The 22,101-nt window shown below is 37.0% G+C and carries 20 protein-coding genes; 3 read left to right on the top strand and 17 right to left on the bottom strand.

The features are described 5' to 3' along the window. Positions 1–149 precede the first annotated feature (149 nt). The 3 genes from ACFQ13_RS02395 to ACFQ13_RS02385 are packed head-to-tail and all read right to left on the bottom strand — an operon-like array spanning position 150 to position 2,722. Positions 150–1,646, bottom strand: coding sequence for a mannitol dehydrogenase family protein (locus ACFQ13_RS02395; protein ID WP_386113604.1), 1,497 nt, complete (start codon positions 1,644–1,646; stop codon positions 150–152). 46 nt (positions 1,647–1,692) lie between these two features. Next, positions 1,693–1,818, bottom strand: a complete 126-nt coding sequence (locus ACFQ13_RS02390; RefSeq protein WP_386113603.1) for a hypothetical protein — start codon at positions 1,816–1,818, stop codon at positions 1,693–1,695. Positions 1,819–1,846: 28 nt separating this feature from the next. After that, the gene (locus tag ACFQ13_RS02385) at positions 1,847–2,722 is read right to left on the bottom strand and encodes a hypothetical protein (RefSeq protein WP_386113600.1); all 876 of its coding nucleotides are present in this window, start codon (positions 2,720–2,722) and stop codon (positions 1,847–1,849) included. A gap of 242 nt (positions 2,723–2,964) precedes the next feature. Between ACFQ13_RS02385 and ACFQ13_RS02380 the strand changes: the two genes are divergently transcribed. Further along, the gene (locus ACFQ13_RS02380; RefSeq protein WP_386113597.1) at positions 2,965–3,696 is read left to right on the top strand and encodes an NUDIX hydrolase; all 732 of its coding nucleotides are present in this window, start codon (positions 2,965–2,967) and stop codon (positions 3,694–3,696) included. Between the two features lie 90 nt (positions 3,697–3,786). Here ACFQ13_RS02380 and ACFQ13_RS02375 read toward each other — a convergent pair whose 3' ends face one another. The 12 genes from ACFQ13_RS02375 to ACFQ13_RS02320 form a co-directional block, all read right to left on the bottom strand. Then, positions 3,787–4,371, bottom strand: a complete 585-nt coding sequence (locus tag ACFQ13_RS02375; protein ID WP_386113595.1) for a DUF6515 family protein — start codon at positions 4,369–4,371, stop codon at positions 3,787–3,789. 260 nt (positions 4,372–4,631) lie between these two features. After that, entirely contained in the window at positions 4,632–4,931 is a 300-nt protein-coding gene (locus tag ACFQ13_RS02370) for a hypothetical protein (RefSeq protein WP_386113593.1), read from the bottom strand. 126 nt (positions 4,932–5,057) lie between these two features. Next, positions 5,058–5,792, bottom strand: a complete 735-nt coding sequence (locus ACFQ13_RS02365) for a LytR/AlgR family response regulator transcription factor (RefSeq protein ID WP_386113591.1) — start codon at positions 5,790–5,792, stop codon at positions 5,058–5,060. Positions 5,793–5,840: 48 nt separating this feature from the next. Further along, positions 5,841–6,848 (bottom strand): hypothetical protein, encoded by a 1,008-nt coding sequence (locus ACFQ13_RS02360; RefSeq protein WP_386113588.1) that lies wholly within the window; start codon positions 6,846–6,848, stop codon positions 5,841–5,843. A 12-nt stretch (positions 6,849–6,860) separates the two neighbouring features. Then, complete coding sequence (locus tag ACFQ13_RS02355) at positions 6,861–7,460, bottom strand: YbhB/YbcL family Raf kinase inhibitor-like protein (RefSeq protein WP_386113586.1); 600 nt, start codon at positions 7,458–7,460, stop codon at positions 6,861–6,863. Beyond that, positions 7,457–8,779 carry a YHYH protein gene (locus ACFQ13_RS02350; protein WP_386113584.1) on the bottom strand — a complete coding sequence of 441 codons (1,323 nt, stop codon included), beginning with the start codon at positions 8,777–8,779 and terminating at the stop codon, positions 7,457–7,459. The genes ACFQ13_RS02355 and ACFQ13_RS02350 overlap by 4 nt, the downstream gene beginning before the upstream one ends. Positions 8,780–8,810: 31 nt before the next feature. After that, the gene (locus ACFQ13_RS02345; RefSeq protein ID WP_386113583.1) at positions 8,811–9,848 is read right to left on the bottom strand and encodes a sensor histidine kinase; all 1,038 of its coding nucleotides are present in this window, start codon (positions 9,846–9,848) and stop codon (positions 8,811–8,813) included. A gap of 158 nt (positions 9,849–10,006) precedes the next feature. Then, a complete protein-coding gene (locus tag ACFQ13_RS02340; protein WP_386113580.1) occupies positions 10,007–11,317 on the bottom strand; it encodes an Lcl C-terminal domain-containing protein in 1,311 nt (436 codons plus the stop codon). A 39-nt stretch (positions 11,318–11,356) separates the two neighbouring features. Next, on the bottom strand, positions 11,357–12,577 hold the full coding sequence (locus tag ACFQ13_RS02335) for an ABC transporter permease (protein WP_386113578.1): 1,221 nt from the start codon (positions 12,575–12,577) through the stop codon (positions 11,357–11,359). 2 nt (positions 12,578–12,579) lie between these two features. Beyond that, entirely contained in the window at positions 12,580–13,323 is a 744-nt protein-coding gene (locus ACFQ13_RS02330; protein WP_114310260.1) for an ABC transporter ATP-binding protein, read from the bottom strand. 8 nt (positions 13,324–13,331) lie between these two features. Further along, the gene (locus ACFQ13_RS02325) at positions 13,332–14,537 is read right to left on the bottom strand and encodes an efflux RND transporter periplasmic adaptor subunit (RefSeq protein WP_386114124.1); all 1,206 of its coding nucleotides are present in this window, start codon (positions 14,535–14,537) and stop codon (positions 13,332–13,334) included. A 66-nt stretch (positions 14,538–14,603) separates the two neighbouring features. Then, complete coding sequence (locus ACFQ13_RS02320; protein WP_386113576.1) at positions 14,604–15,935, bottom strand: TolC family protein; 1,332 nt, start codon at positions 15,933–15,935, stop codon at positions 14,604–14,606. 309 nt (positions 15,936–16,244) lie between these two features. Between ACFQ13_RS02320 and meaB the strand changes: the two genes are divergently transcribed. Together meaB and ACFQ13_RS02310 are read left to right on the top strand one after the other, a co-directional pair. Continuing rightward, entirely contained in the window at positions 16,245–17,249 is a 1,005-nt protein-coding gene (meaB, locus tag ACFQ13_RS02315; RefSeq protein ID WP_386113574.1) for a methylmalonyl Co-A mutase-associated GTPase MeaB, read from the top strand. A gap of 29 nt (positions 17,250–17,278) precedes the next feature. Continuing rightward, positions 17,279–18,031 (top strand): acyl-[acyl-carrier-protein] thioesterase, encoded by a 753-nt coding sequence (locus tag ACFQ13_RS02310; protein WP_386113572.1) that lies wholly within the window; start codon positions 17,279–17,281, stop codon positions 18,029–18,031. A gap of 80 nt (positions 18,032–18,111) precedes the next feature. Here the strand turns inward: ACFQ13_RS02310 and scpA are convergent, their stop codons facing one another. Both scpA and ACFQ13_RS02300 read right to left on the bottom strand, forming a co-directional pair. Continuing rightward, positions 18,112–20,247, bottom strand: a complete 2,136-nt coding sequence (scpA, locus tag ACFQ13_RS02305; protein WP_386113571.1) for a methylmalonyl-CoA mutase — start codon at positions 20,245–20,247, stop codon at positions 18,112–18,114. Positions 20,248–20,298: 51 nt separating this feature from the next. Next, positions 20,299–22,098 (bottom strand): methylmalonyl-CoA mutase family protein, encoded by a 1,800-nt coding sequence (locus ACFQ13_RS02300; RefSeq protein ID WP_386113568.1) that lies wholly within the window; start codon positions 22,096–22,098, stop codon positions 20,299–20,301. Positions 22,099–22,101 lie beyond the last annotated feature (3 nt).

Here is a 22,101-nt window from a genome sequence, read left to right as displayed (position 1 = left end):
GTTTACAAATGAAAATAAATACAGGAATGGGATTTAAAGGCTATAATGATAGCTTTTCCGCACTGGATGGCTTTACGATTAAAACAAAAAAAAGGTTTATGACTTTCGCCATAAACCTTCGAAGAATTGCTATTATAAATATAGGGGAATTAGCAATTGATACGGTTATTGGTATAGGTTTTAATACAGGCCTTAATTCTTGAAGTTCTTAAGGTGTTATATGCTCTGGTGTAGGCGCTTACAAACGATGGTGACGATTTCAATAATCCAAAAACAGGTTCAATCTCTAAGAAGACTTCCGGTTGTCCGTTTGCTGCTTGGGCAGCTTTCTTCCTTAAGGTTGTCTCCATAGTATCTTTTATGTTGAGGGATTTTCCGTTTTCGTCTTTACCTAAACTATAGATGGCAAACGCAGCAATTAAAAGTGCGGCACATTCAATTTGCCCTTCAGATTCTAAATTAGCGCTAATGGTCGGTAAAACATAAATTGGAATTTTAGAAGTGCTTTCAGAACAAACACGGTCTATTTGATCTTTAATACTAACATTTCCGAAGCGCTGCAATAAAGAGGCTTTATAGTGCTCTAGGTCTACACCTTTTAAATCGGATAAGGTTGGGCTGACTTCATGATCCATATATTGTTCTAGAAAAGTACAGAGATCTTCATCGTGTACGGCTTCATCAATGGTCTTGTAACCTAATAAGGCTCCTAAAATGCCGAGTACGGTATGACCTGCATTTAATAGGCTTAATTTCATTTTTTCGTAGGGCACAATATCCTCTACAAATCGAGCCGCAACAGCATCCCAAAGTGGGCGACCATTAACAAAATCATCTTCAATAACCCATTGCTTAAAAGGTTCACAAACCACTGGACATGCATCTTTAATGCCTGTGGTGGCTTTTAAAATTGCAACATCTGAAGCTGTTGTTGTTGGTGTTATACGGTCTACCATACTATTAGGAAACGAAACATGAGTTTCAATCCATGACACTAAGGAGGGTTCTGCAAGTCTTACATAGCTTAAAAGCATATTTTTAGCCATATGGCCATTCCTTTGAATATTATCGCAAGATTGGATGGTTACCCCTTTAGCGCCTTTTTCTTTTCTAAGTTTTAAAGCCTGCGTAAGATAACCAAACACCGTTTTAGGCATTAGTGGATTGGCAATATCGTGACGTATGTCGGGGTTTTGATCGTCAAAAGCTTTGGTGACTTCATTGTAGTTGTAGCCTCGCTCTGTAATGGTTAGGGTGATGATTTTAACGGCGCTACTGGCCATTTTTTTTATGACTTTACTTGGGTTTTCTGGAGCGAATAAAACTTCCGTAATAGAACCAATGACCCGTTTAGTGAGTGCGCCGTCAAATTCTTTTACTATTAAAGTATATAGGCCATCTTGCTTTTTAAGCGCCTTATATATTTTAATATCCGATGGCAATAAGGCCACTCCACAGATGCCCCAGTCTGTAATTGAGGTATCGTGTAATAATTGATCCGTGTAATAGGCTTGATGTCCACGATGGAAATCGCCAATGCCAATATGGACAATGCCCGTTTTTAATTGACGTCTTTGATATTTAGGAATCGATATATGTTCCGATATCGTGTCTAAGTGGTCTTGTTTTAAGGTGTAAGCTGTCATCAATTTTTCTTTTCCATTAACGTTGGTGGCGGTTCTTTTTCCATGGTTAAGTCAGCATCGTGGTTCTTAATTCTGCTGAAGGATTTATAGAACGATCCGTAATAAAAATAGGAACTCCTGAAGCCTTAGCGATTTTTGTAACACCAACGAAGGTGTCGGCTATTGTTTTCATAGGATTAGGAGTCTATGTTATTTTAGAGTTAAAATAATTTAAGGTCTAATTGTAAAACTGTTTTTTCTTGTTCAGGGTTCCACATCGCAGTTACTTCTACTGGTAATTGGTAGCTACCAATATTTAAATTTTTACCATAAGTAGCGCCGACGTTTATAAGGTTTCCAGAACCTTCGGTGTAAAAGGTCTTATCTGTAATAAAGGACCATGCACCACCAGCAAAAACGGATAAATTAGCATTGTCGTTGTTCCAAACTTTGCTTTTTACTTCAAAATAATGCGTCCAAGAATCTTCTAGGCTCCCATCGGACTGTACCTCGTAGTCGCCAGCCCCACCTGCTATAATCGTAGCAAAATAAAGTAAGGTGTTTGGACTAACATTATATCCTATTCCGATATCTACAAAATTGTAGCCTTGAGTTTTGTCGTAACTCCAATAATGCAATTCATCACCACGTTCTTCTACTCCAGTATAATTGTTGTGCGATACGGCCTCTACAAACAAGCGATCTGAAAACTTATACTTTGTATAGATAGAAAACTCTTTATAGCTTGCGCTTACGTTTTCTCCTGTATTATAATTTTCAACATCAACGCCAGAAAAACTAGCCCCTCCCCATACGCCAAAAGTAAATTTTTGATCGCGAGTATTGTACTCAAGGCTTGTTGCAAATACCGCACTTGGGTGCACTACAAATCCATGCCAAGTGTGCATGTTTTTTATATGTCCGCTTATGCTAAACGGTTTGTAGGTTTCTGTTACGCTTTCTGTTTGTGCGTTAAGGGTGGTATTGACAACCCCTAGAAATAAACTAAGAATGAATACCTTATAACTTAAAGATAGGCCTTTGGGATTAAATACCTTTTTGATATTGTTGGTCTGCGATGTTGTTAAGGTGCTCATTTCTAAATGGTCTAAGATTATGTTTTAATAAACGTCATATTTACGTTTATTAGTCAAATGTATAAAATATATTTTGAATATTACAAAATATAAAGCCAAAAAATATATTATATTAGCTTAATACTATGCTATATTGATATAAGAATACTGATGTAGCTTGGCTTTTATTCAATAAATATTTAATGTTAAATTGACGTTTAATAAAATTATTGTGCTACATTTAACACCGTTAAAAACAAATTATGCCTAATAAAATTTCTAATATATCAGTAGATTGTGTGGTTTTTGGTTATGACACAATTACTAAATCTTTAAATGTTTTACTGATAAAACGTTACTTAGAATCTGAAGAGAAAGCGGTTTTAGTTGACGACTATGTCCTTACAGGATACCATGTTTATGAAGATGAAACTTTAGATGATTCGGCAACCCGTGTATTAAAGGAATTAACGGGATTAACCAATCAGTATAAAAAGCAATTTAAAGCCTTTGGAGATCCTGATCGTTTATTAAGTGAGAAGGATTTAATTTGGATTGATAAAGAAGCCTTTAGTTTACGTACCATCACGATTGCCTACTATTTTTTATTAAAAACAGAAGATGTTGATGTTACACGTAATAAGTACCAAGCCAAATGGTTTCCGTTAAGATCTCTGCCCGAATTAGGCTTTGATCATAAGAAGATTATTGAAGAGGCACATGAAGATTTAAAAACCAAGTGTTTAGCGGAACCTATTATTTTTGAATTGTTACCAGATAAATTCACCATTAATGATGTTCAGGATTTGTATGAATCTATTTTAGGGATAGAAATTGACAATCGTAATTTTAGACGAAAACTCATCAATAAAAAATACATTATTCCTTTAGATGAAAAGCAAGTTGGTGTTTCTAAAAAACCAGCGCAACTCTATATGTTTAGTAAAGACATCTATAAAAAGATGTACCATAAGAATTATCTTATCAGTATTTAAAAAAGAACATAAAAAAAGGAGGGCGCCACTCTAATAACTTCCCTCCTTCTCACTCTAACAATCAATTAAATATGATTTTCTTAAATAGCTTTATTCCATATCTATAATACCAACCACTTCATAAGCTCTTGTGCCGTCTACCTGTACTTTTTCGTATAGAATATTAGCATACTCATAATAAGTTTGGTTGTCTATAGTTACTTTTTCGTAATCTTCTGGTAATTCATATACAATAGTTCCTATCTCTGGTTCTACCACTTCATATTCGTTATTAACGTAGATATAAAACGTTCCATTAACAGCATAATAATCACGGTTGTTATAACGTATACGCTTATAGTTAGATGGTAAGGTCTGAATTCTGAATCCTACCTTAGGAGCAATAACAATATAACGTCCTCTAGATTGTGTATAGAATCTGTTGTTAGCGTAATAATAATTCTGTCCCTTATATTGTACAACCTTTTTATTAGGAACGCTTCTTACAGAAACCACTTTTTTAGTCTGTTTTTTATACGTCACTTTTGAGCTCGGTATTTTTTTGCTTACGGGTTTCTTAGTGCTTATTACGGTTGTTTTTTTACTGCTACTACGTTTGCTTTGCGCAGGCGCCTGAAAAGCGAATGCAACCAAAAATGTCAAAGGAAGTAAGTAGGTTTTAATACGTGTTTTCATAATCATTTATTTTAAGGCGTTAAACAATCTTTTATCGCAATAATGATAAGCCTTATTGCTTTCCTTGATTTAAAGGTATTGCAATTATAAGCCTTGTGAAAAAGCAATAGACTAGTGCCTGATATTTATCTATAAAGCGGCTGTTTTTGTAGATATAGAGTTTTACTGAAGGGCGATTTCTGTGCGGGTTTAGAGGTATGCATAAAAAAAAGGAATACCTTTTCAAGTATCCCTTTTTCCGCAATTAATTCTAGGGGTAATTATTTTAATAAGTCTAATAAGCCTGTTAGCTCGGTAAGATTTAAATTAGAACTGTTGTCTGTATCTAAGACGTCAAAGTTTTCTGAAACTGAACCAATAGCTTCTGAAGAACTGATGGCATCATTATTATCAGTGTCTAATAAATTGAAAAGACTTGTAATTTGTTGTACTGTAGAGTTTGAGCTTAAAGAGCTTAATAGTGTTGAAGCTTGTGCAATGGTAGAAGTGTCTACATTTTTAACACTGTTACAACTTAGCATTGTGATTGCAACCGATACGGTTAAAACAATTTTTTTCATGATTTGATATATATAGTTTTGTGCGGTACAAACGTACTTCTATTGTTTTTAAATTAAAAAGGAAATAGACCAATACCGCAATTCCTCGTATTAAATCTGAAAATCAATAGATGAATACCAATCGTGCTATCCGTTTAAAGAGTTATTATTAATGAATTCTAAGAATTTTGGTTTGTAATGTTCTGATACTGTGATGCGCTGATCATTGATGATAATCTGACTACGTTCAATAACATCAATATTATCTAAGGAAACAATAAAAGAGCGGTGCACACGCATAAATTGCGTGCTTGGCAGTTCTTCTTCTAAAGATTTTAAGCTCATTAAGGTCAGGATGGGCTTCGGATTATCTTTAATCCATATTTTAATATAGTCTTTTAAACCTTCAAAATAGAGCACATCGGCTAGTTTAATGCGTAATTGCTTGTATTCCGATTTTACAAAAAGGAATTCCTTTTCTTCAGAAAGCACACTTTGGCGTTGTCCTTTTACCAATTCAAACCAGGTATTTGCCTTATTGGCCGCGACTAAGAACTCGGCATAATCAAAAGGTTTTAATAAATAATCTATGGCTTCTACTTTAAAACCTTCTAAGGCATAATGATCAAAAGCCGTTGTAAAAATAACACGTGTGTCTTTAGGTAACATTTTTGAAAACTCAATACCCGTTAAATCTGGCATTTGTATGTCTAGAAACAGTAAATCTACCGGTTGGTCTTTGATGTATTCCATCGCTTCAATGGCACTACTGCATTTTTTCTTGAGGTCTAAAAAGGGTGTTTTTTCAACATAACTCTCTACCAAATTAAGTGCCATAGGCTCATCGTCTACAATAACACAAGATATTTTTAAGTTACTCATAAATTAGATGTATAAATTAAAAGTGGCTAGCTTTAAAACGATTAAAATTTAGTTTACCGTATATCTTACCAAAACTTCATTGTCTAAAATAACATTGGTAGACCATATAAATTTTGCATCGGCTTTGCTGTTATCAAAGATATCTATAAAATTGGTATATGCAGGCTTATTATCTACACCAATCGTTCTATTTGTGTACTCGGTTGCGCTAGGCCATTGGCTATCATCAAAATCTGAAGATTGCCACTTTAGAGGTGTTTTCCAATGTAAAGCGTAGTACGATGTTCCATCGTTAGAATCTTCGGTGTTGCAAGACGAACTTAGTCTTAGAGTGCCTTCTTCTGTAGCACAAGATAAGTCTCTTAAAGGTGCTGTATAAAAGGTTTGCGCTTTCCATTCGGAATTTGTTGTAGCAATTATTTCGCCTTCAGCATCTTTAAAAACAGCGACCATACCTCCATCTCCAGGATGAAACGCTTGTCCTCTATTCGCTTCAGAACCTAAACCACTATTTTCTTCCCAATCCACTAATTTCATGGCTATAGTAAAAGGTTTTTGAACTTTAAAGCGAACAATATTAGAATTGAATTGCGTAAAAGGCACATTGTCTTTTCCCACAGGAATGCCATTGATATACATTTCAAAATAATTATCGGCAAAGACATAGGCGGTAATAAGTTCGCCATCTGCATCTACTTCAACAATATCACTGCCATCTAAAGCAGATAAAGCTTCATCTGCAGAGGTATATTCTATTTTAGTACAAGGATTAAATAAATCGGATGCCAACGGAAAACTTTCATCCGTAAAATTAACTTCTGCAGGAACGGTCCATGTGCTGCCATCTGTAGCTGTAGACGTCCCGATTGGTGCTTTTCTACCTCTATCGCAGTCATAAATATTTTGCGTTAACACCGTTGCAGGTCCTTGAGATACGGAGGCGGTACCTTTATAGGTTTCCGTTTTTTCAGATGTCGTTTTTTTTGTGTTTTTACAAGTGAATAGTGCAAAACAAGAAAAAATAACGAGGAATGTGCTAGGCTTTATGTGTATCATTTTTTACTTTTTTTAGTTGGAATCGACAAAGGTTAAGGTGGTTCTATCGACAATTTTTACTGTATTTATGGCATTCATAAATACATTATAATCGACGTCTAAACTGTTTTCTTGAGGTAATGAGGCTGGTGTTTCAGCTAACGCATAAAGCGCTATGGTGTATTCGTGTTTTCCTTTTCCACGAGAACAAGGCGATGTATAAGATATTGCTGTACCATCTTTATTTGCGCCCATAAACCAGTTTCCTTGAGACGCCATTTTATAGGGTATTTCTGTGACTCCAGGATCAATATTCCATAATAACAAGTAGGAATTGATCTCACTCTTATCTTCCTTTTTAGGGTAATGGTACATGACAATCGCTAAAGATTTCGTGCCCTTAGGTACATTTTCCCAAGACAGCGGTATGGAATTTTCCACATCCTTGATTTTTTCTTCACATTTATATGCGTCTAATAAGACCCCATTTTCTACAGCGGCACTTGTGAGTTTAAAATTGGGATGAATGGTTTTAAAATCATCGTGATTTACAGTTGTAAGCTCAGTAGTCTTGTTTTTACAAGCTATAAAAGAAAGAAAAAGGATGAGAGCTAAAATTTTTGTTGGTTTCATTTTTCTGTTGCTTTATAGGTTTCAACGGTTGTTGTACCATCCGGATTTATAAATTGATAGGTGTAAGTTCCTGTACTATCCCAACTGTAATTAATGATATAGTCTTTCCCTTCTAAGCGATAGGTTAATTGATAGGCATTTTCTCCTAAAGATTTAAAATCGATAATTTCAGCACCACGTAATGGTCTTAGTGCAGGTCTTAATTCTTGTGTTCTTGGTTGTGGGTACACCTGATTTTCTGGTGCTTTAGTTTTTGGGTCTAATTGGACTTCTCCTCTCATGCCTGCAATAAAATAAGGATACTCTTTAATGGTGTGGTATTGGTAAGATCCATCGGGATTTGTTTTTCCTAAGTATTCATCTAAGGGCGCTGTTGTTTCTCCATATACCGGAAAACCATCTACAGCATAAGCCACAGGATTTCCTTCGCCCACTTGATCTTGTAAATGTAATGGCGGTAAATGGTAATGATAATCATCGGCACGTCCACAATGTCCGCCCCATTCATCTAATTCACCAATAGCATTGGCATCTTCGCCTCTATTATTTAAAGGATTAAAAATTGGAATTCCGTTCACTGCTACAGCAATAGCCCCTTTTAGTAAATTGGTTTTTGTAGATAAGGGGTCTTCTGCCATTTTTGGATGTATAGGAATAGCCCAACTATTAGTGCCTGTATAATTTTGTGGAATAGGAACTTGTTGTTGCCAATTGCTTATGCCAACCATCATATCATGATTGGGTAATCCATTAGAGGATATATAGAGATAAGTACTATCTGCATGCGTAGAGACACCATCAAATTTTTCAAAAAAGCTTTGCATTACTGAAACCGCGTGCGAAGGAACTTGAAGTGCACTAATCCCTGTAGTCGCTGTGTTTTTACAAGACACAAAGGTGACGAGACATCCTCCTAAAATACCGTAAGTGAAATGCATGGCTTTTCTTTCTTTCCCTAATTTATACACAGATACGCCCAAAAGCAGGAGTCCAAACATAAGAAGCCACCAACTAGAATTGGATCCTTCTAGTGATTCTGAAGCTGTGTGATGATTATTTAAACTCTGAATAGCTGCACGTTTAGCTTTAATATAATTCTGATCTGCTGCAGAAAAGTCTGAAAGTTTATAACTCTGAACCGCGTGATGCGCATCCATTAAATAAACGTTATCATCCTCTAATTTGATGAAATTAGCATTGACAGTTTGATGCGTAGTTGCTAATTCCCATTGTTTTAAAGGGGTGCCATGTCCGCCTTCATGAGCAAACAGATGTAGACTTAGGAGGAAAAAACAAATGGCTAAAAGTGTATTTTTCATAAAGCTTTATTTTTCGGAATGTATGAGCGATTTAGTTGGTCTCTATTTCTAAGGTCACTAAAAACCGATCGTTTTTTAAGAAGGTTTTAAACTCGTGTTTCTGAGGGTATAACAATTCTAAGCGTTTCACTAAATTCTGTAATCCTATACCCGAACCGCTTTTGTCATCGGTTTGTTTGGGATAGTTATTGTTGTCAATAACAAAACGTATTTTATGATCGTCTTGGGTCATATCAATAGTGATCAGGCTTTCCTTGCTAGCAGATACCCCATGTTTAAAAGCATTTTCAATAAGTGAGATAAATAATAGCGGAGCAATCTTAATTCCTGTTTCTTTTACAGGAAAACTGTAATTCACCACGGTCTTGTCCGATACACGAAGCTTCATGAGTTCAATATAGCGCTTCATAAAGTCAATTTCTTTAGATAAAAGAATGGTTTCTACATTCGTTTCATACAACATGTAGCGCATCAGCTTACTTAAACTATGTATAGAGGTTTTGGCCTGATCTGGAGACAGGTCTACCATGGCATAGATATTATTTAATGAGTTGAAAAAGAAATGCGGTTGCAGCTGATAATGTAAGTGCTGTAACTCGGACTGCAATTTAATATTGGCAGCTTCTTTGCGTTCAGCTTCTGTTTTTATCCAACGTTTAGTCGTTTTTAGAGCTATAGAAAACAGGAGTGGCGCCATATAGGATAACACTTGAATGTAGACCGCCATTTTAAAAGGAGGCTCTACCCTATTGCTGTTTATTAAACGTTTCTCAGCAATCTCTTTAAAATAAGTGTCCTCTATATATTCTTTCAATAATAAGAATAGCATAATCATTACGGTGTTTATAGTGACAAATTGTAGCATTTTCTTCGGAAATAAAAACCGATCCACTAAGACAAAGTAATTGGAATAGAAAATGATTACTGAAAAACATAAAGGGATCCAAAAATGGGCTTTAATTCTGTCCATTTCTTGTTCTTGCCCATAGGATAAAAAATAAGGCATACTAAAGAGGACAAACCACACGAGAAGGTGTGAAAATAGGGTGATATTTTTATTGTTAGGCATTGTTGTCGTTTTTAATTAATCCCATTTGTTGTTTGAAGCTACATTATATTTACCTGCGCCTGTCAAAAACAAAGCTAAAGCACCTATTGAATACATCAAAACGAATTCAGATTTAAGTGTTGCTTTATGGTCAAGCACAAGCATTTTCATGCACTTTACTAATTGACATTTCTTACCAAACGCACATAATTGTAATAGCGCTCTCCCCCTTCACTGGCGGGGCCATTTTCATGTTTGGTATCAAACCTTACGGCTCCTGCGCCATGAAAATCTAAACCTTCATTATTCACCGCACGGCCAAAAGCAACGTACCAAGCATAATAATAGGGTTTTCCTTTTTGAAATCTAGCAGAAGTACTGGTCCAAAAATATGGATAATCTTTATCGCCATTTTCATTGACAATTGCTGAAGTTTCAAATACTGGAGCTATGGCCGCTCGGTCTTTAGAGTCGTCCTTAGCTCCTGGAGCATAATTATAATCGACTAGGCCTTGTAATTCTTTTACGTTAGGCAAGCGCCAATCGGTGTAGCCTGCGAGTTCTGAATTTTCAGCATACATCAAGGCATTTTTCCAATCGAAACCTTTTTTACTATCTTGCTTAGACCACATAAGTCCTGTGGCTTTATCCGTAATGGTTTGATCACCATTATCTATAAAAGCATTGTCACCATAGGCATTTCCTCTAACAGCACGAACATATTTTAACATTGGGTTGCCCATAGGTCGGCTGCCGTTCTGATTAGCAGGAGGCGGTGGTCTGTGACCTTCGTCATCATCTTCAGAATATGTTTGACCCTTAGGACCATTTCCCCCAGGAGGAGGTCCTTTTCTATCCTTCATATCTTTAGGCGCTTCCCCGGCATAGGCCTTTATATGTCCGGTAGCATGGTTTACACCAAACGCTGCAGTATACTGCCCCTCTTCGGTATGACCAACATAAGCATTATCAGCCCAATATTGTTCACTTTTATCCACAAAATCATTATTGACTAAGGAAAAATAAGTGGTATCTAAATACGGCCAACCTTCGCTAAAATCACTAATAGAATAGAGTTCTTTGGCTGTTGGCATTCTCCAATCGTCATAACCAGCAAGCTTGAGGTTTTCACAATAGGCTTTGGCATCTTTCCAATTAAATCCTTCGGAAGTTGGAATTTCTTGCCACATTAATCCTGTATTAAGATCACTAATTGTCCCATCACCATTATTTTCAAACGTCATGGTTTTACCTTTTAAATAATGTGCATCTTGCCCGTAAAGCGAATCTCCTATTTGAAGATCCGCACGTACCGTTCCATCTTCATCATAAGCCTTTACTTGCCCCGTTGCTACTTGTGTATACGATGTATGATTTGTGGTTGCAACGGGCTTTGAGGTTGTACTCGCTTCCTTACAGGCCTGCATTAAAATTATGAACAGGGCTATTGAAGTGACCTGAATTACAGTATTCGTTTTTAAAGTTTTCATGGTGACTCTTATTAAAGTTGTATTATACTTTAGGTTATATTACTCGTATCGTAAAGCTGTTATTGGATCTAAAGCAGAAGCTTTTCTTGCTGGATACCACCCGAAAAATATTCCTGTAACCGCACAAACGGCAAATGATATTACAATAGAATATAAGGCGACACTTGTTGGCCAATTCAAGAAGGTTTCAATAAATACCGTGGCTCCAAGGCCTAGGATAACCCCTAAAACCCCACCGGTGATACTTATTAATATGGCTTCAATTAAAAATTGCATTAAAATATCGGCACCTTTTGCACCTACGGCCATACGTAAACCAATTTCTTTGGTACGCTCTTTAACGGAAACGTACATAATATTCATAATCCCAATACCTCCAATTAATAAGGAGATACTCGCTACGGCGACTAATAAAACGGTTAACATTTCACTTGTAGAACTAAAAGTCGAAATCAATTCTTCCATAGAACGTACGGTAAAATCATCTTCTTCATTGTCTAATAATTTATGTTCAGTACGTAAAATGGCACTCACCTGCTCTACAGCTGCCGGGGCATCATCTTCACTAATCGCTGAAGCAATAATTTGGTTGAGGTGATCAATTGCCAAAATACGTTTTTGAACCGTCGTGTAAGGTGCAATAACAACATCATCCTGATCTTGACCAAAGGTATTTTCACCTTTTTCTTCTAATACACCAATTACTGTAAAAGGAATGTTGTTAAAACGTATCATTTGACCTACAGGATCTTGCCCGTCAGGAAACACATTCTCTACAACTGTTTGCCCGATAACTGCCACTTTAGAAGCCGATTTAACTTCAGCATCAGTAAACATACTACCATTTTGTAGCCCCACCGCTTTAATGTTTAAATACTCTGGATTCACCCCGTAAATCGATGATGGCCAGTTGTTAGAGCCATTAATAATTTGTCCACTACCATTCACAACAGGTGTGATGTAGTTAATTAAATCGGATTGCGCTTTTATCGTTTCATAATTCTCTAATGTTAAGGTTTGTACATCACCACCACTACCTCTAGCAGGACCTCTATTGTCCGCTCCGGGTTGAATGGTAATCATGTTTGACCCCATTGCAGAAATGGTGGTTCTGATACTTTCTTTAGAACCTTCACCAATGGCCAACATCGCAATTACAGAGGCGACCCCAATAATGATTCCTAACATGGTTAACAAGGTTCTTGTTTTGTTAAGTATGATGGCTTTGGTCGCTATTTTAAATAAATTTAATAGTCTCATAATTAATGGTCTTGTTTAGGTAATTTTGCTAATTCAGCCGCAGCAGATTGCACATCTTGATTTTGATAATCTTGAATAATATTACCGTCTTTTAAAACGACAGTTCTACTACTAAAGGTGGCAATATCAGGCTCGTGCGTTACAAACGTAATGGTAATACCTTGTTTGTTTAATTCTTGAAATAAAGACATAATCTCATAAGAGGTTCTTGTATCTAAATTTCCTGTGGCTTCATCAGCTAAAATCATTACAGGATTGTTTACTAAAGATCTGGCAATAGCCACACGCTGTTGTTGTCCTCCTGATAATTGTGATGGTGTATGGTCTAAACGTTCACCTAAGCCCACCATTTTTAAAGCTTTTATGGCGCGTTCTCGGCGTTCTTCAGAAGAAACCTTACTGTTATATAATAAGGGTAATTCTACATTCTCAATAGCCGATGTTCTCGCTAATAAATTGTAAGATTGAAATATGAAACCAATCTTCTCGTTTCTAATTGTCGCAAGTTCGTTTCGACTCAAATCCTTAACGCTTACACCGTCAATTTCATAAAGTCCCGAGCTAGGCTGATCTAAGCAGCCTAGAATATTTAGCATGGTACTTTTTCCAGATCCACTAGAACCCATTATGGTGACGAACTCTCCTTCTTGAATTGAAAACGAGAGGCCTTTTAAGGCATGGACCGTTTCGGTACCCATGGTAAACTCACGTTTTAAATCTTGTATTTTTATGATTTCTTTGCTCATAGTTTCTCTTATTTTCTTCCTCCTCCTGGACGTTGTGGCATAAATGGGCTTTCACTTTTTTCTACTGTGGCGCCGTCTGATTTAGAAACACCTTTTAAACTGTAGACTAACTTATCACCTTTAGAAATTCCGCTTAAAATCTGAACATTTACACCATCGCTTGCGCCAAGGGTTACGGATTTCGGGGTGATAGCACCATTAGATTCTAAAACCCAAAGTGTAGTGGCTTCTCTAGATCGATCTGCTGTATTAGCTTCAAGTTGGTGTTGTGCGTTGTAAGTGGCTAAAGTTTCTCTTTCTGGTTTAAAGTTAATCGCTTTTGCTTCAGCTGTTAACACATCATTAAGTTCTAAAGTGAAAATAGAAATCGTTGCTGTTAAACCTGGTTTTAATTTAAGGTCTTCGTTATCCGCCTTAACAACTACTGTATACGTTACAACATTAGAAGTAACGGTTGGGTCTAAACGGACTTGGGTAACCACACCATTAAAAGTTTCTCCTACATAGGCATCTACTGTAAATTCTACACGCTGGCCTTCTTTAACTTGCCCTATATCAGCTTCATCAACATCGGCCTCTACCTGCATTTGTTCTAAGTCTTGAGCGATAGTGAATAATGTTGGTGTGCTGTAACTTGCAGCTACAGTTTGTCCTTCTTCAATATCTTTAGATAAGACCACCCCATCAATTGGCGAGTAAATATTAGCATATCCTAAGTTAGTTCTTGCCGATTGCAAATCTGAATAACGTTGCGTAACCGTACCTTTTGCGGTTTGATAATTATAGTTAGCGTCATCAAAATCTGATTTACTAATCACCTGATTGTCGTATAAGGTTTTCTGTCTATCGTATATGGTTTTTGTATAATCTCTTTGGCTTACCGCATTATCATAAGCGGCTTGGGCTTGTGTTAGTGAGGCTTGTAAGTTTGTTTTATCAAGCTCTGCAATTAACTGGCCTTCCTTTACAATAGAGTTATAATCTACATATACTTTTTCTACAACACCAGAGACTTGGGTACCCACATCAACTTGGTTAATAGGTTCTATAGTTCCTGTTGCGGTTACCATAGTGGTTACGTTGGCTTCTTTTGCAGCAACAGTTTCTGCTTGTATAATTACAGCATCATCGCCATTAAAATATCCAAATGCTGCTATGGCGAGTCCGACTGCAACTAGGCTACCGATAATTATTTTTTTCTTATTCTTCATGATGATTTCTATTTAATGGTTTGAGAATGCCATAAGCGCATGGCATAACGATCTTGTTTTTTATTTCGATTAAAGTGTTATAGCATTTCCTTGGTAGTACTGTAATAATTGGTGGTACAATACATTAAGGTATTTTGCTTGTAAATAATTTTGCTGGGCATTAGTAAACGTGTTTTGACTAATCACTAAATCCGTGGTACTTAAGGCACCGAGCTCATATTTCTTTTGTGCTAATTCATAAGATTGCTCTGCAGCTTCTTTAGAGGCTTCTGCGGCCAGGACTTGCTCTTGGGCAGAAACGGCATTCTGATAAGCTGTTTCTACACGTTTATAAAGGTCTTTTTCCGTGGCCTGCTTTTGTATTTGTGCTTTTTCAATATTAATTGTAGCGCTTTGTACCGCAGCTTTGGTCTGATTTCTGTTGAAAATAGGAATGCTTAAAGACAGCCCTAACTGTTGGTTGAAATTCACATCAAATTGATCTGAAAACGTGTTATCGTTAATACTTGTATACCCTGAGCCTACACTACCCGATAAGGTTAAGGTTGGTAAATACCCGCCTTTAGCAATATCCAGTTCTTTTTCTGAGACAGCTACATTTAATTCACTAGCTTTAATTTCTGGTAAAATGCCTAAGGCTTTATTATAGATGTCTATCTTATCGAGTTCTAAATTTACCACATCCATATTTTCAGAAATCGGGTCTATTTCAAGTTCATCTGCTGGTGTTAACTCTAAAAGTTGTTTTAAAGTAATGATGTATTGTTGGTAATCATTTTTAGCCGCAATAATATTGTATCTGTTGGTCGCCGCCTGACTTTGTGCTTCGGTATAATCGCTTAAGGCAATGGTTCCGGCATCTAATCGTGCTTTGGCTCTAGCAACTTCAGTTTCAGAAGCATTTAAATTATTTTCTGCAACCGTGATACTTTCTTTAGCGTAAAGCGCTTGTAAATAGGTTTCTAAAATATTTAAGATGATGTTATTTTTCTCAACATCTTCTTGTAAAATACTTTGATCTAATAAAAGTTTGCTTTGCTTTATTTCGTTGCTAATTTGATTCCCTTGAAACAAAGTCATAGAACTGTTAATTCCAACATTGGTACTGTGAATCTGATCTGTTACATAATCACTTGTAATAGGATCAATAGTATTACCACTAGAAAATTTTTGCGAAGCACTTCCGAATAAATTTGGTAGTCGCGACGATTTTGTAGCGCTATAATCTACATCAGCGAGGTCTTTATTTAAACTCGCCTCTTTTATAGTGATGTTATTTTCAATGGCATAAGAAATACAATCTTCTAATGTCCATACCTTTTTTGTTTCAGGTGTCGGTGTGTCTTGAGCAAAACTAAACGTTGCGGTTAATAATGCTATAAGGAGGAAATACGATTTCATAATGTTATGTATTTAAATTCTACACTTCAAAGATGTAAACCTATGGCCTATTTTAAAACTGTAATATAAGTTGAGTACAATCTCCTATACCAATGATAGGATTTTATCGACGAGATTTTTTAGGACGATACCAAATCCCTAGAGGGAGTTTTAATAGCTGTTACAATAGATTATAGTTGACAAATGCGGAAATAGTTGCTGTATTTTACTGCTATAAATCCCGTTTTAAACTATGCATTCTTTGGCTTATTCGTTACCTTTGTAAGGTGTTGAATTTTATCAAAGCAACCGCGTTTTATACCTCAAAAAATGAAACAATACAAACCCAAAAATAGACTTTCATCTCAAGCTTATATTGATGGTGTTTTAGCGGGAGACCGTGTCATGTTGTCTAGAGCGATTACTATTATAGAAAGTAATTTAGCAAGTGATAAAGTCTTAGCAAAGGACATTGTACAACAGATTTTACCGCATGCCGGAAATTCCATTAGGATTGGAATTACCGGAGTTCCTGGAGTTGGTAAGAGTACTTTTATTGAAGCTTTTGGGGTATACCTGGTGAAACAAGGCCATAAAGTGGCTATATTATCTATAGATCCGAGTAGCCAACGTACCAAAGGAAGTATTCTTGGGGATAAAACTAGGATGGAAGAATTAGCAAATTTGGAAGACGCTTATATTAGACCCTCGTCTTCTGGAGATACCTTGGGTGGTGTTGCTAATAAAACGGGTGAAACCATGTTGCTTTGTGAAGCGGCAGGTTATGATGTTATTTTGGTTGAAACCGTTGGTGTTGGGCAATCGGAAACTGCTGTTCATGGGATGACGGATTTCTTTTTACTGTTAATGCTTTCAGGTGCGGGAGATGAATTACAAGGCATTAAGAAAGGTATTATGGAAATGGCGGATATGGTGGTCATTAATAAAGCCGATGGTGATAATATCACCAATAGTAAATTAGCCAAACGACAATATCAGAATGCCTTACATATTTTTCCATTGGGCGAATCTGGGTGGAGTCCAGTGGTGAGTACCGCATCCTCCACAAAACATATTGGGATTTCTAAGGTTTGGGATGAGGTGTTAAAATATAAAGCTCTTGTGGATGACAATGGATACTTTATAAAAAACAGAAACCATCAGAAAATTCAATGGATGTATAACAATATTAATGAAGAATTAAAACAGATGTTTTACGGTTCTGAGGCTATAGCTCATACGTTAGAAACTTTAGAGAAAGACATCATCTCTTCAGAGGTTTCCCCTGTAAAAGCGGCGCTTGAAGTCATTGAGAAATTTAAAAAATCCATTTAACTCCTGTGTAATATTCAAAATTCCAAACTATGACAGACGCCGTTTATTTTGACAAGTCGTTTGAGTTGCGTTATTTTGAAATGAATGCATTAGGCTTAGCGACTCCGGCAATTATGTTGGCCTTGCTCGAGGAAACTGCTGCGGAACATTGTCACGCCATTGATTATAGCTTATTCGATTTACTGAAGAAAAACATCGGCTGGGTCTTATTTTCAGGGGTGTTGAAAATGGAACGCTACCCTAGTTACAAAGAACGAGTTACCATTAGAACTTGGTTATCTAATTATTCTACCATAAAAGGTTATAGAGAGAATCTTATTTTTGATGAAAACCAGAATATCATTGGTCGTGCTAAAGGCTTGTGGGTGTTTTTTGATATTGAAAAACGAAGGCCCACTCCTATTTACGATACGATAATTTCTCGCTGGTCGTCTTCAGAAACTCCTTCCATTACAGCGAATATTAAGAAAAAAATTCAAGCGGTTAATAATCCCAATTTTACAGGAGAATTTAAAGTGCACCGATTTGATACGGATATGAATAAACACCTAAACAATATTCGTTATTTGCAATGGGTTATTGAAACCATCCCTGAAACAATCGTAAATTCTCATTTTCTTCAAGTCATTGATGGTCGTTTTATTGCTGAAGCACAATTGGGAGATACGGTGGTCTCTTTAACGGAGCAATTAGAGGAGCCTCAATCGTATCGTCACAGCATTACTGTTAAAGGCACATCTAAGATTTGTGCTACTGCAACCACGATTTGGAAACCTTATTAAAGGCCCGTTCAAGATAAAAAAGCCTGAACCCATTACAGGTACAGACTTTTCTAATCATCAACTTAAACTTGGTTAAACACTTATTCTTTTTCGAGGTATTTCTCCATTATGGTAATGGCCGATTCCGAGATTACTGTACCAGGACCAAAAATAGCTACGACTTTTCGTTCTAATAAGAAATCATAATCTTGAGCAGGGATTACACCTCCTGCAAACACCATAATATCTGGTCGGCCTAATTGTTCTAATTGTCCAATTAACTGCGGAATTAAGGTTTTGTGTCCCGCTGCTAAACTAGAAGCACCAATAAAGTGCACATCATTTTCAATGGCTTGTTTCGCTACTTCTTCAGGCGTTTGAAACAAGGAACCCATATCGACATCAAAACCGAGATCTGCAAAACTAGAAGCGACCACTTTAGCACCACGATCATGACCGTCTTGTCCCATTTTAGCAATCATAACCCTTGGTCTTCGACCTTCAATTTCCGCAAATTTATCGGCTAATTTCTGAGCACGTTCATAGGTGGTATCGTTATTGACTTCTTTACCATAAACACCGCTTATAAGTTTGGTGGCAGCTTTATGTCTTCCGAAGTGCACTTCTAAAGCATCAGAAATTTCACCTAAGGTGGCAAAGTTTTCAGCAGCTTCAACGGCTAAGGCCAATAAATTACCTTTCTTACCACCTGCGCAATCTTCTAAAGCTTTTAAATTGGCCGCAACCACTTCAGAATCACGTTCGGCTTTCATTTTATTTAATCGGGCAATCTGAGATTCTCTCACAACGGTATTATCAACTTCTAAGATCTCTATATTCGATTTTTCACTGGTTTTAAACTTATTTACGCCGACTAATATATCTTGTCCAGAATCTAACCTAGCTTGCTTACGGGCTGAAGCTTCTTCAATTCTCAGTTTAGGAACTCCAGTTTCAATCGCTTTTGCCATGCCGCCTAGTTCTTCGACTTCTTCAATAAGCGCCCATGCCTTTTTAGCAATTTCTTGGGTTAAATATTCAACATAATAAGAACCTGCCCATGGATCTACGGCTTTGGTCGTTTTGGTTTCCTCTTGAATAAAAATCTGGGTATTTCTAGCAATTCTAGCAGAGAAATCTGTAGGTAAAGCAATAGCTTCATCTAAAGCATTGGTGTGTAAGGATTGGGTACCGCCTAAGGTAGCTGCCATAGCTTCAATACAAGTACGGGCCACATTATTAAAAGGATCTTGTTCACTTAAACTCCAACCTGAGGTCTGACTATGCGTCCGCAAGGCCATTGATTTTGGGTTCTTAGGGTTAAAGGATTTTATGATTTTTGCCCATAACATTCTTGCAGCACGCATTTTAGCGATTTCCATAAAATGATTCATCCCAACGGCCCAGAAAAAGGAGAGCCGCGGCGCAAACTCATCAATTTTTAAGCCCGATTTTAATCCGGTTCTTATATATTCCATCCCATCCGCTAAGGTGTAAGCCAATTCAATATCGGCGGTAGCGCCTGCTTCTTGCATATGGTAACCACTAATAGAAATAGAGTTGAATTTTGGCATATACTTCGTGGTATAGTCGAAAATATCACCAATAATTCGCATAGATGGTGCTGGTGGGTAGATATAGGTGTTTCGGACCATAAATTCTTTTAGAATATCATTCTGAATGGTTCCTGATAATTGGTCTAAAGCCACACCTTGTTTTTTAGCCGCTGCAATGTAAAAAGCCATAATTGGGAGCACTGCCCCATTCATGGTCATAGACACCGACATTTTATCTAATGGAATTTGATCGAACAAGATTTCCATATCTAAAATAGAATCGATAGCAACACCAGCTTTACCAACATCACCGGTAACACGTGGGTGATCGGAATCGTATCCACGGTGTGTGGCCAAATCAAAAGCTACCGAAAGTCCTTTTTGACCTGCGGCAAGATTTCGTCTGTAAAAGGCGTTAGATTCTTCGGCTGTTGAAAATCCGGCATACTGTCTAATGGTCCAAGGACGCATGGCATACATGGCGCTATAAGGACCTCTTAAAAATGGCGGTACACCAGCAGTGAAGTCTAAATGTTCTGCTTCAGAAAGATCAGCTTTACTAAAATGTTTTTTTACGGGAATACCTTCGGGCGTGTTCCAAATGTCCTTAGTCTCTTCTTTTGTTTCAACCGTATGTTTAACGGCTTTATTTAATGTTATATCTGAAAAATCGGGTTTCATAACTTTAGTATTTAGAGGTTTCAATAGTGGTATAAAGGAAAATTAAGGCCTTTATATTTCTAAAGATGTTAAGGATTTTTGGGTGTTTTTCTGAAGAGCCGTAAGGGTTTCAAGCACATCCGTTTTCATATTTATAATGCCGTCTAGTCCGGCGGCCGTTAATTGCTCTAAGTTTTTAGGCGCTCCTGCTAAAAGCAAAACTTTAGATTTATTAAGTTGTCTAAAGGTTGTTACAAACTCTAAAGCCGTAGCGTCATAATCTTGATCTGAGCTACAGATAACAACAACATCAGCATCAGATTGCGCACTTTGGGTTGCTGCTATTGTGGCGTTCTCAAAGCTTTCTTCTTGGTGTACATCAAAACCACTCACCCCAATAAAGTCGTAAGCAAATGCCGCTCTTGCTTTTCGCATGGTTAGATTTCCATAGCTTGCGAGTTTTACAACAGGACGAGCATTGGTTTGCGCAACGATATCTTCCGTAACACTACGCATAGCTTCAATTTCTAAAGAGGCACGACGCGGTGTTAAAACTTTTGGATCTGTTGAGGTTTTAGTTGCTAGCAGCGTCTTATCTACCGTTTCCATAAGATTAGGATACTTGTTAATGCCGACCATCGCTGTACGACGTTGGCTCATAAGTTTCAACTTTCTTAGGCGTATTTCAGCTATTTGTTGCTGAATCTTTTCAGCTTCAAAGGCTGTATAGAATCCACCTTGCGCTTCAATCGCTTTAAATAATTCTAGCGCTTTTTCAGCGATTTTAGAGCTGACTTCTTCAATATAATAGGCTCCATCTACAGGGTTAGACACTTTTCCGAAGTAAGATTCCTCTTTTAAAATGGTTGTAATGTTCCCCGCGATACGCTTAGAAAAGTCAGTAGGCGCTTTATAAGAAGCATCGTAAGGATCAATAACAACCCCGTTGACATTTCCTAAAATGGCCGACATAGCTTCGGTGGTACAACGCAAGAGATTGGTTTCTGTATCGGTAACCGATTTACTCCATAGTGAGGTTTTAGCCGTAAGGGTATGGCAGAAATCATCCACACCATATTTGGCAGCTACTTCAGTAAGTAAATTATTAAATGCTCTAAATTTTCCGATTTCAACAAAGTACTCCAGACCTATAGCAAGATTAATATTAAGATGGTCAAAGACGCTCTGTGCTGAGATGCCTTTTTCTTTTAGTTGTTCAACTAAGAAAACTAAATCATTTAAGGTATAAGCAATTTCTTGAACTTGGTTTGCTCCAGAATCTAAGAATTCGGTACCCGAAACGGTCAACACTTTAAGATTAGGGAAAAACGAAGTTAATTCAATAAGTTCTGCAAGGTCATCTATGGCACTGGCTTTATAAACGCCTGTGGTGACATACTGAGAAATGAGGCCTGTATCAATAAAACCTTTAAGGTTGGTGTCTTTCGCGTAAGCCACTAAATCTTTTGTAAATGCTACAGCATCGTTGTTTAACTTAAAGGAAACGCTATAAGTATTAAGATCTATACCCTTTAATATTTTCGATACCTCTACAGGAGTGTTTATATGAAAGAGAAGTCCGTTAAGCCCTTCTTCTATAGCGGTTAAAGCGGAGCTGTTTCCTTGTTGAGCGTTAACCACATCAATGGTTCTATAATTCACTAGCGATTGTGAATTAACCCCTGTGTTTTTTAGTTGTGTTATAGAATCTTGTCTGGTATAACAAGGTTGAAAATTGAGATCGTTTAAGTTTTTCCAAACAAGTTTTTTATTAAAATCCGCGCCTTTTAAATCGGCAGTCACTTTTTCCATCCACTCCGATTTAGACACGGGTGAGAATTCGGAAAAAAGAGGTTTGTTCGTTGTATTCATAAT

The organism is Winogradskyella rapida (assembly GCF_042675845.1).
GTDB lineage: Bacteria > Bacteroidota > Bacteroidia > Flavobacteriales > Flavobacteriaceae > Winogradskyella > Winogradskyella rapida.
The sequence above is the reverse complement of the archived record's forward strand: the minus strand, read 5'-3'. Positions and strand labels throughout refer to the sequence as shown.

Coding starts and splice junctions, on each gene's coding strand:
- ACFQ13_RS02330 (WP_114310260.1), bottom strand. CDS start 13,323: ATGAGCAAAGAAATCATAAAAATACAAGATTTAAAACGTGAGTTTACC.
- ACFQ13_RS02310 (WP_386113572.1), top strand. CDS start 17,279: ATGACAGACGCCGTTTATTTTGACAAGTCGTTTGAGTTGCGTTATTTT.
- ACFQ13_RS02355 (WP_386113586.1), bottom strand. CDS start 7,460: ATGAAACCAACAAAAATTTTAGCTCTCATCCTTTTTCTTTCTTTTATA.
- meaB (WP_386113574.1), top strand. CDS start 16,245: ATGAAACAATACAAACCCAAAAATAGACTTTCATCTCAAGCTTATATT.
- ACFQ13_RS02350 (WP_386113584.1), bottom strand. CDS start 8,779: ATGAAAAATACACTTTTAGCCATTTGTTTTTTCCTCCTAAGTCTACAT.
- ACFQ13_RS02390 (WP_386113603.1), bottom strand. CDS start 1,818: ATGAAAACAATAGCCGACACCTTCGTTGGTGTTACAAAAATCGCTAAG.
- ACFQ13_RS02340 (WP_386113580.1), bottom strand. CDS start 11,317: ATGAAAACTTTAAAAACGAATACTGTAATTCAGGTCACTTCAATAGCC.
- ACFQ13_RS02300 (WP_386113568.1), bottom strand. CDS start 22,098: ATGAATACAACGAACAAACCTCTTTTTTCCGAATTCTCACCCGTGTCT.
- ACFQ13_RS02375 (WP_386113595.1), bottom strand. CDS start 4,371: ATGAAAACACGTATTAAAACCTACTTACTTCCTTTGACATTTTTGGTT.
- ACFQ13_RS02345 (WP_386113583.1), bottom strand. CDS start 9,848: ATGCCTAACAATAAAAATATCACCCTATTTTCACACCTTCTCGTGTGG.
- ACFQ13_RS02360 (WP_386113588.1), bottom strand. CDS start 6,848: ATGATACACATAAAGCCTAGCACATTCCTCGTTATTTTTTCTTGTTTT.
- ACFQ13_RS02380 (WP_386113597.1), top strand. CDS start 2,965: ATGCCTAATAAAATTTCTAATATATCAGTAGATTGTGTGGTTTTTGGT.
- ACFQ13_RS02335 (WP_386113578.1), bottom strand. CDS start 12,577: ATGAGACTATTAAATTTATTTAAAATAGCGACCAAAGCCATCATACTT.
- ACFQ13_RS02365 (WP_386113591.1), bottom strand. CDS start 5,792: ATGAGTAACTTAAAAATATCTTGTGTTATTGTAGACGATGAGCCTATG.
- ACFQ13_RS02385 (WP_386113600.1), bottom strand. CDS start 2,722: ATGAGCACCTTAACAACATCGCAGACCAACAATATCAAAAAGGTATTT.
- ACFQ13_RS02395 (WP_386113604.1), bottom strand. CDS start 1,646: ATGACAGCTTACACCTTAAAACAAGACCACTTAGACACGATATCGGAA.
- ACFQ13_RS02370 (WP_386113593.1), bottom strand. CDS start 4,931: ATGAAAAAAATTGTTTTAACCGTATCGGTTGCAATCACAATGCTAAGT.
- scpA (WP_386113571.1), bottom strand. CDS start 20,247: ATGAAACCCGATTTTTCAGATATAACATTAAATAAAGCCGTTAAACAT.
- ACFQ13_RS02320 (WP_386113576.1), bottom strand. CDS start 15,935: ATGAAATCGTATTTCCTCCTTATAGCATTATTAACCGCAACGTTTAGT.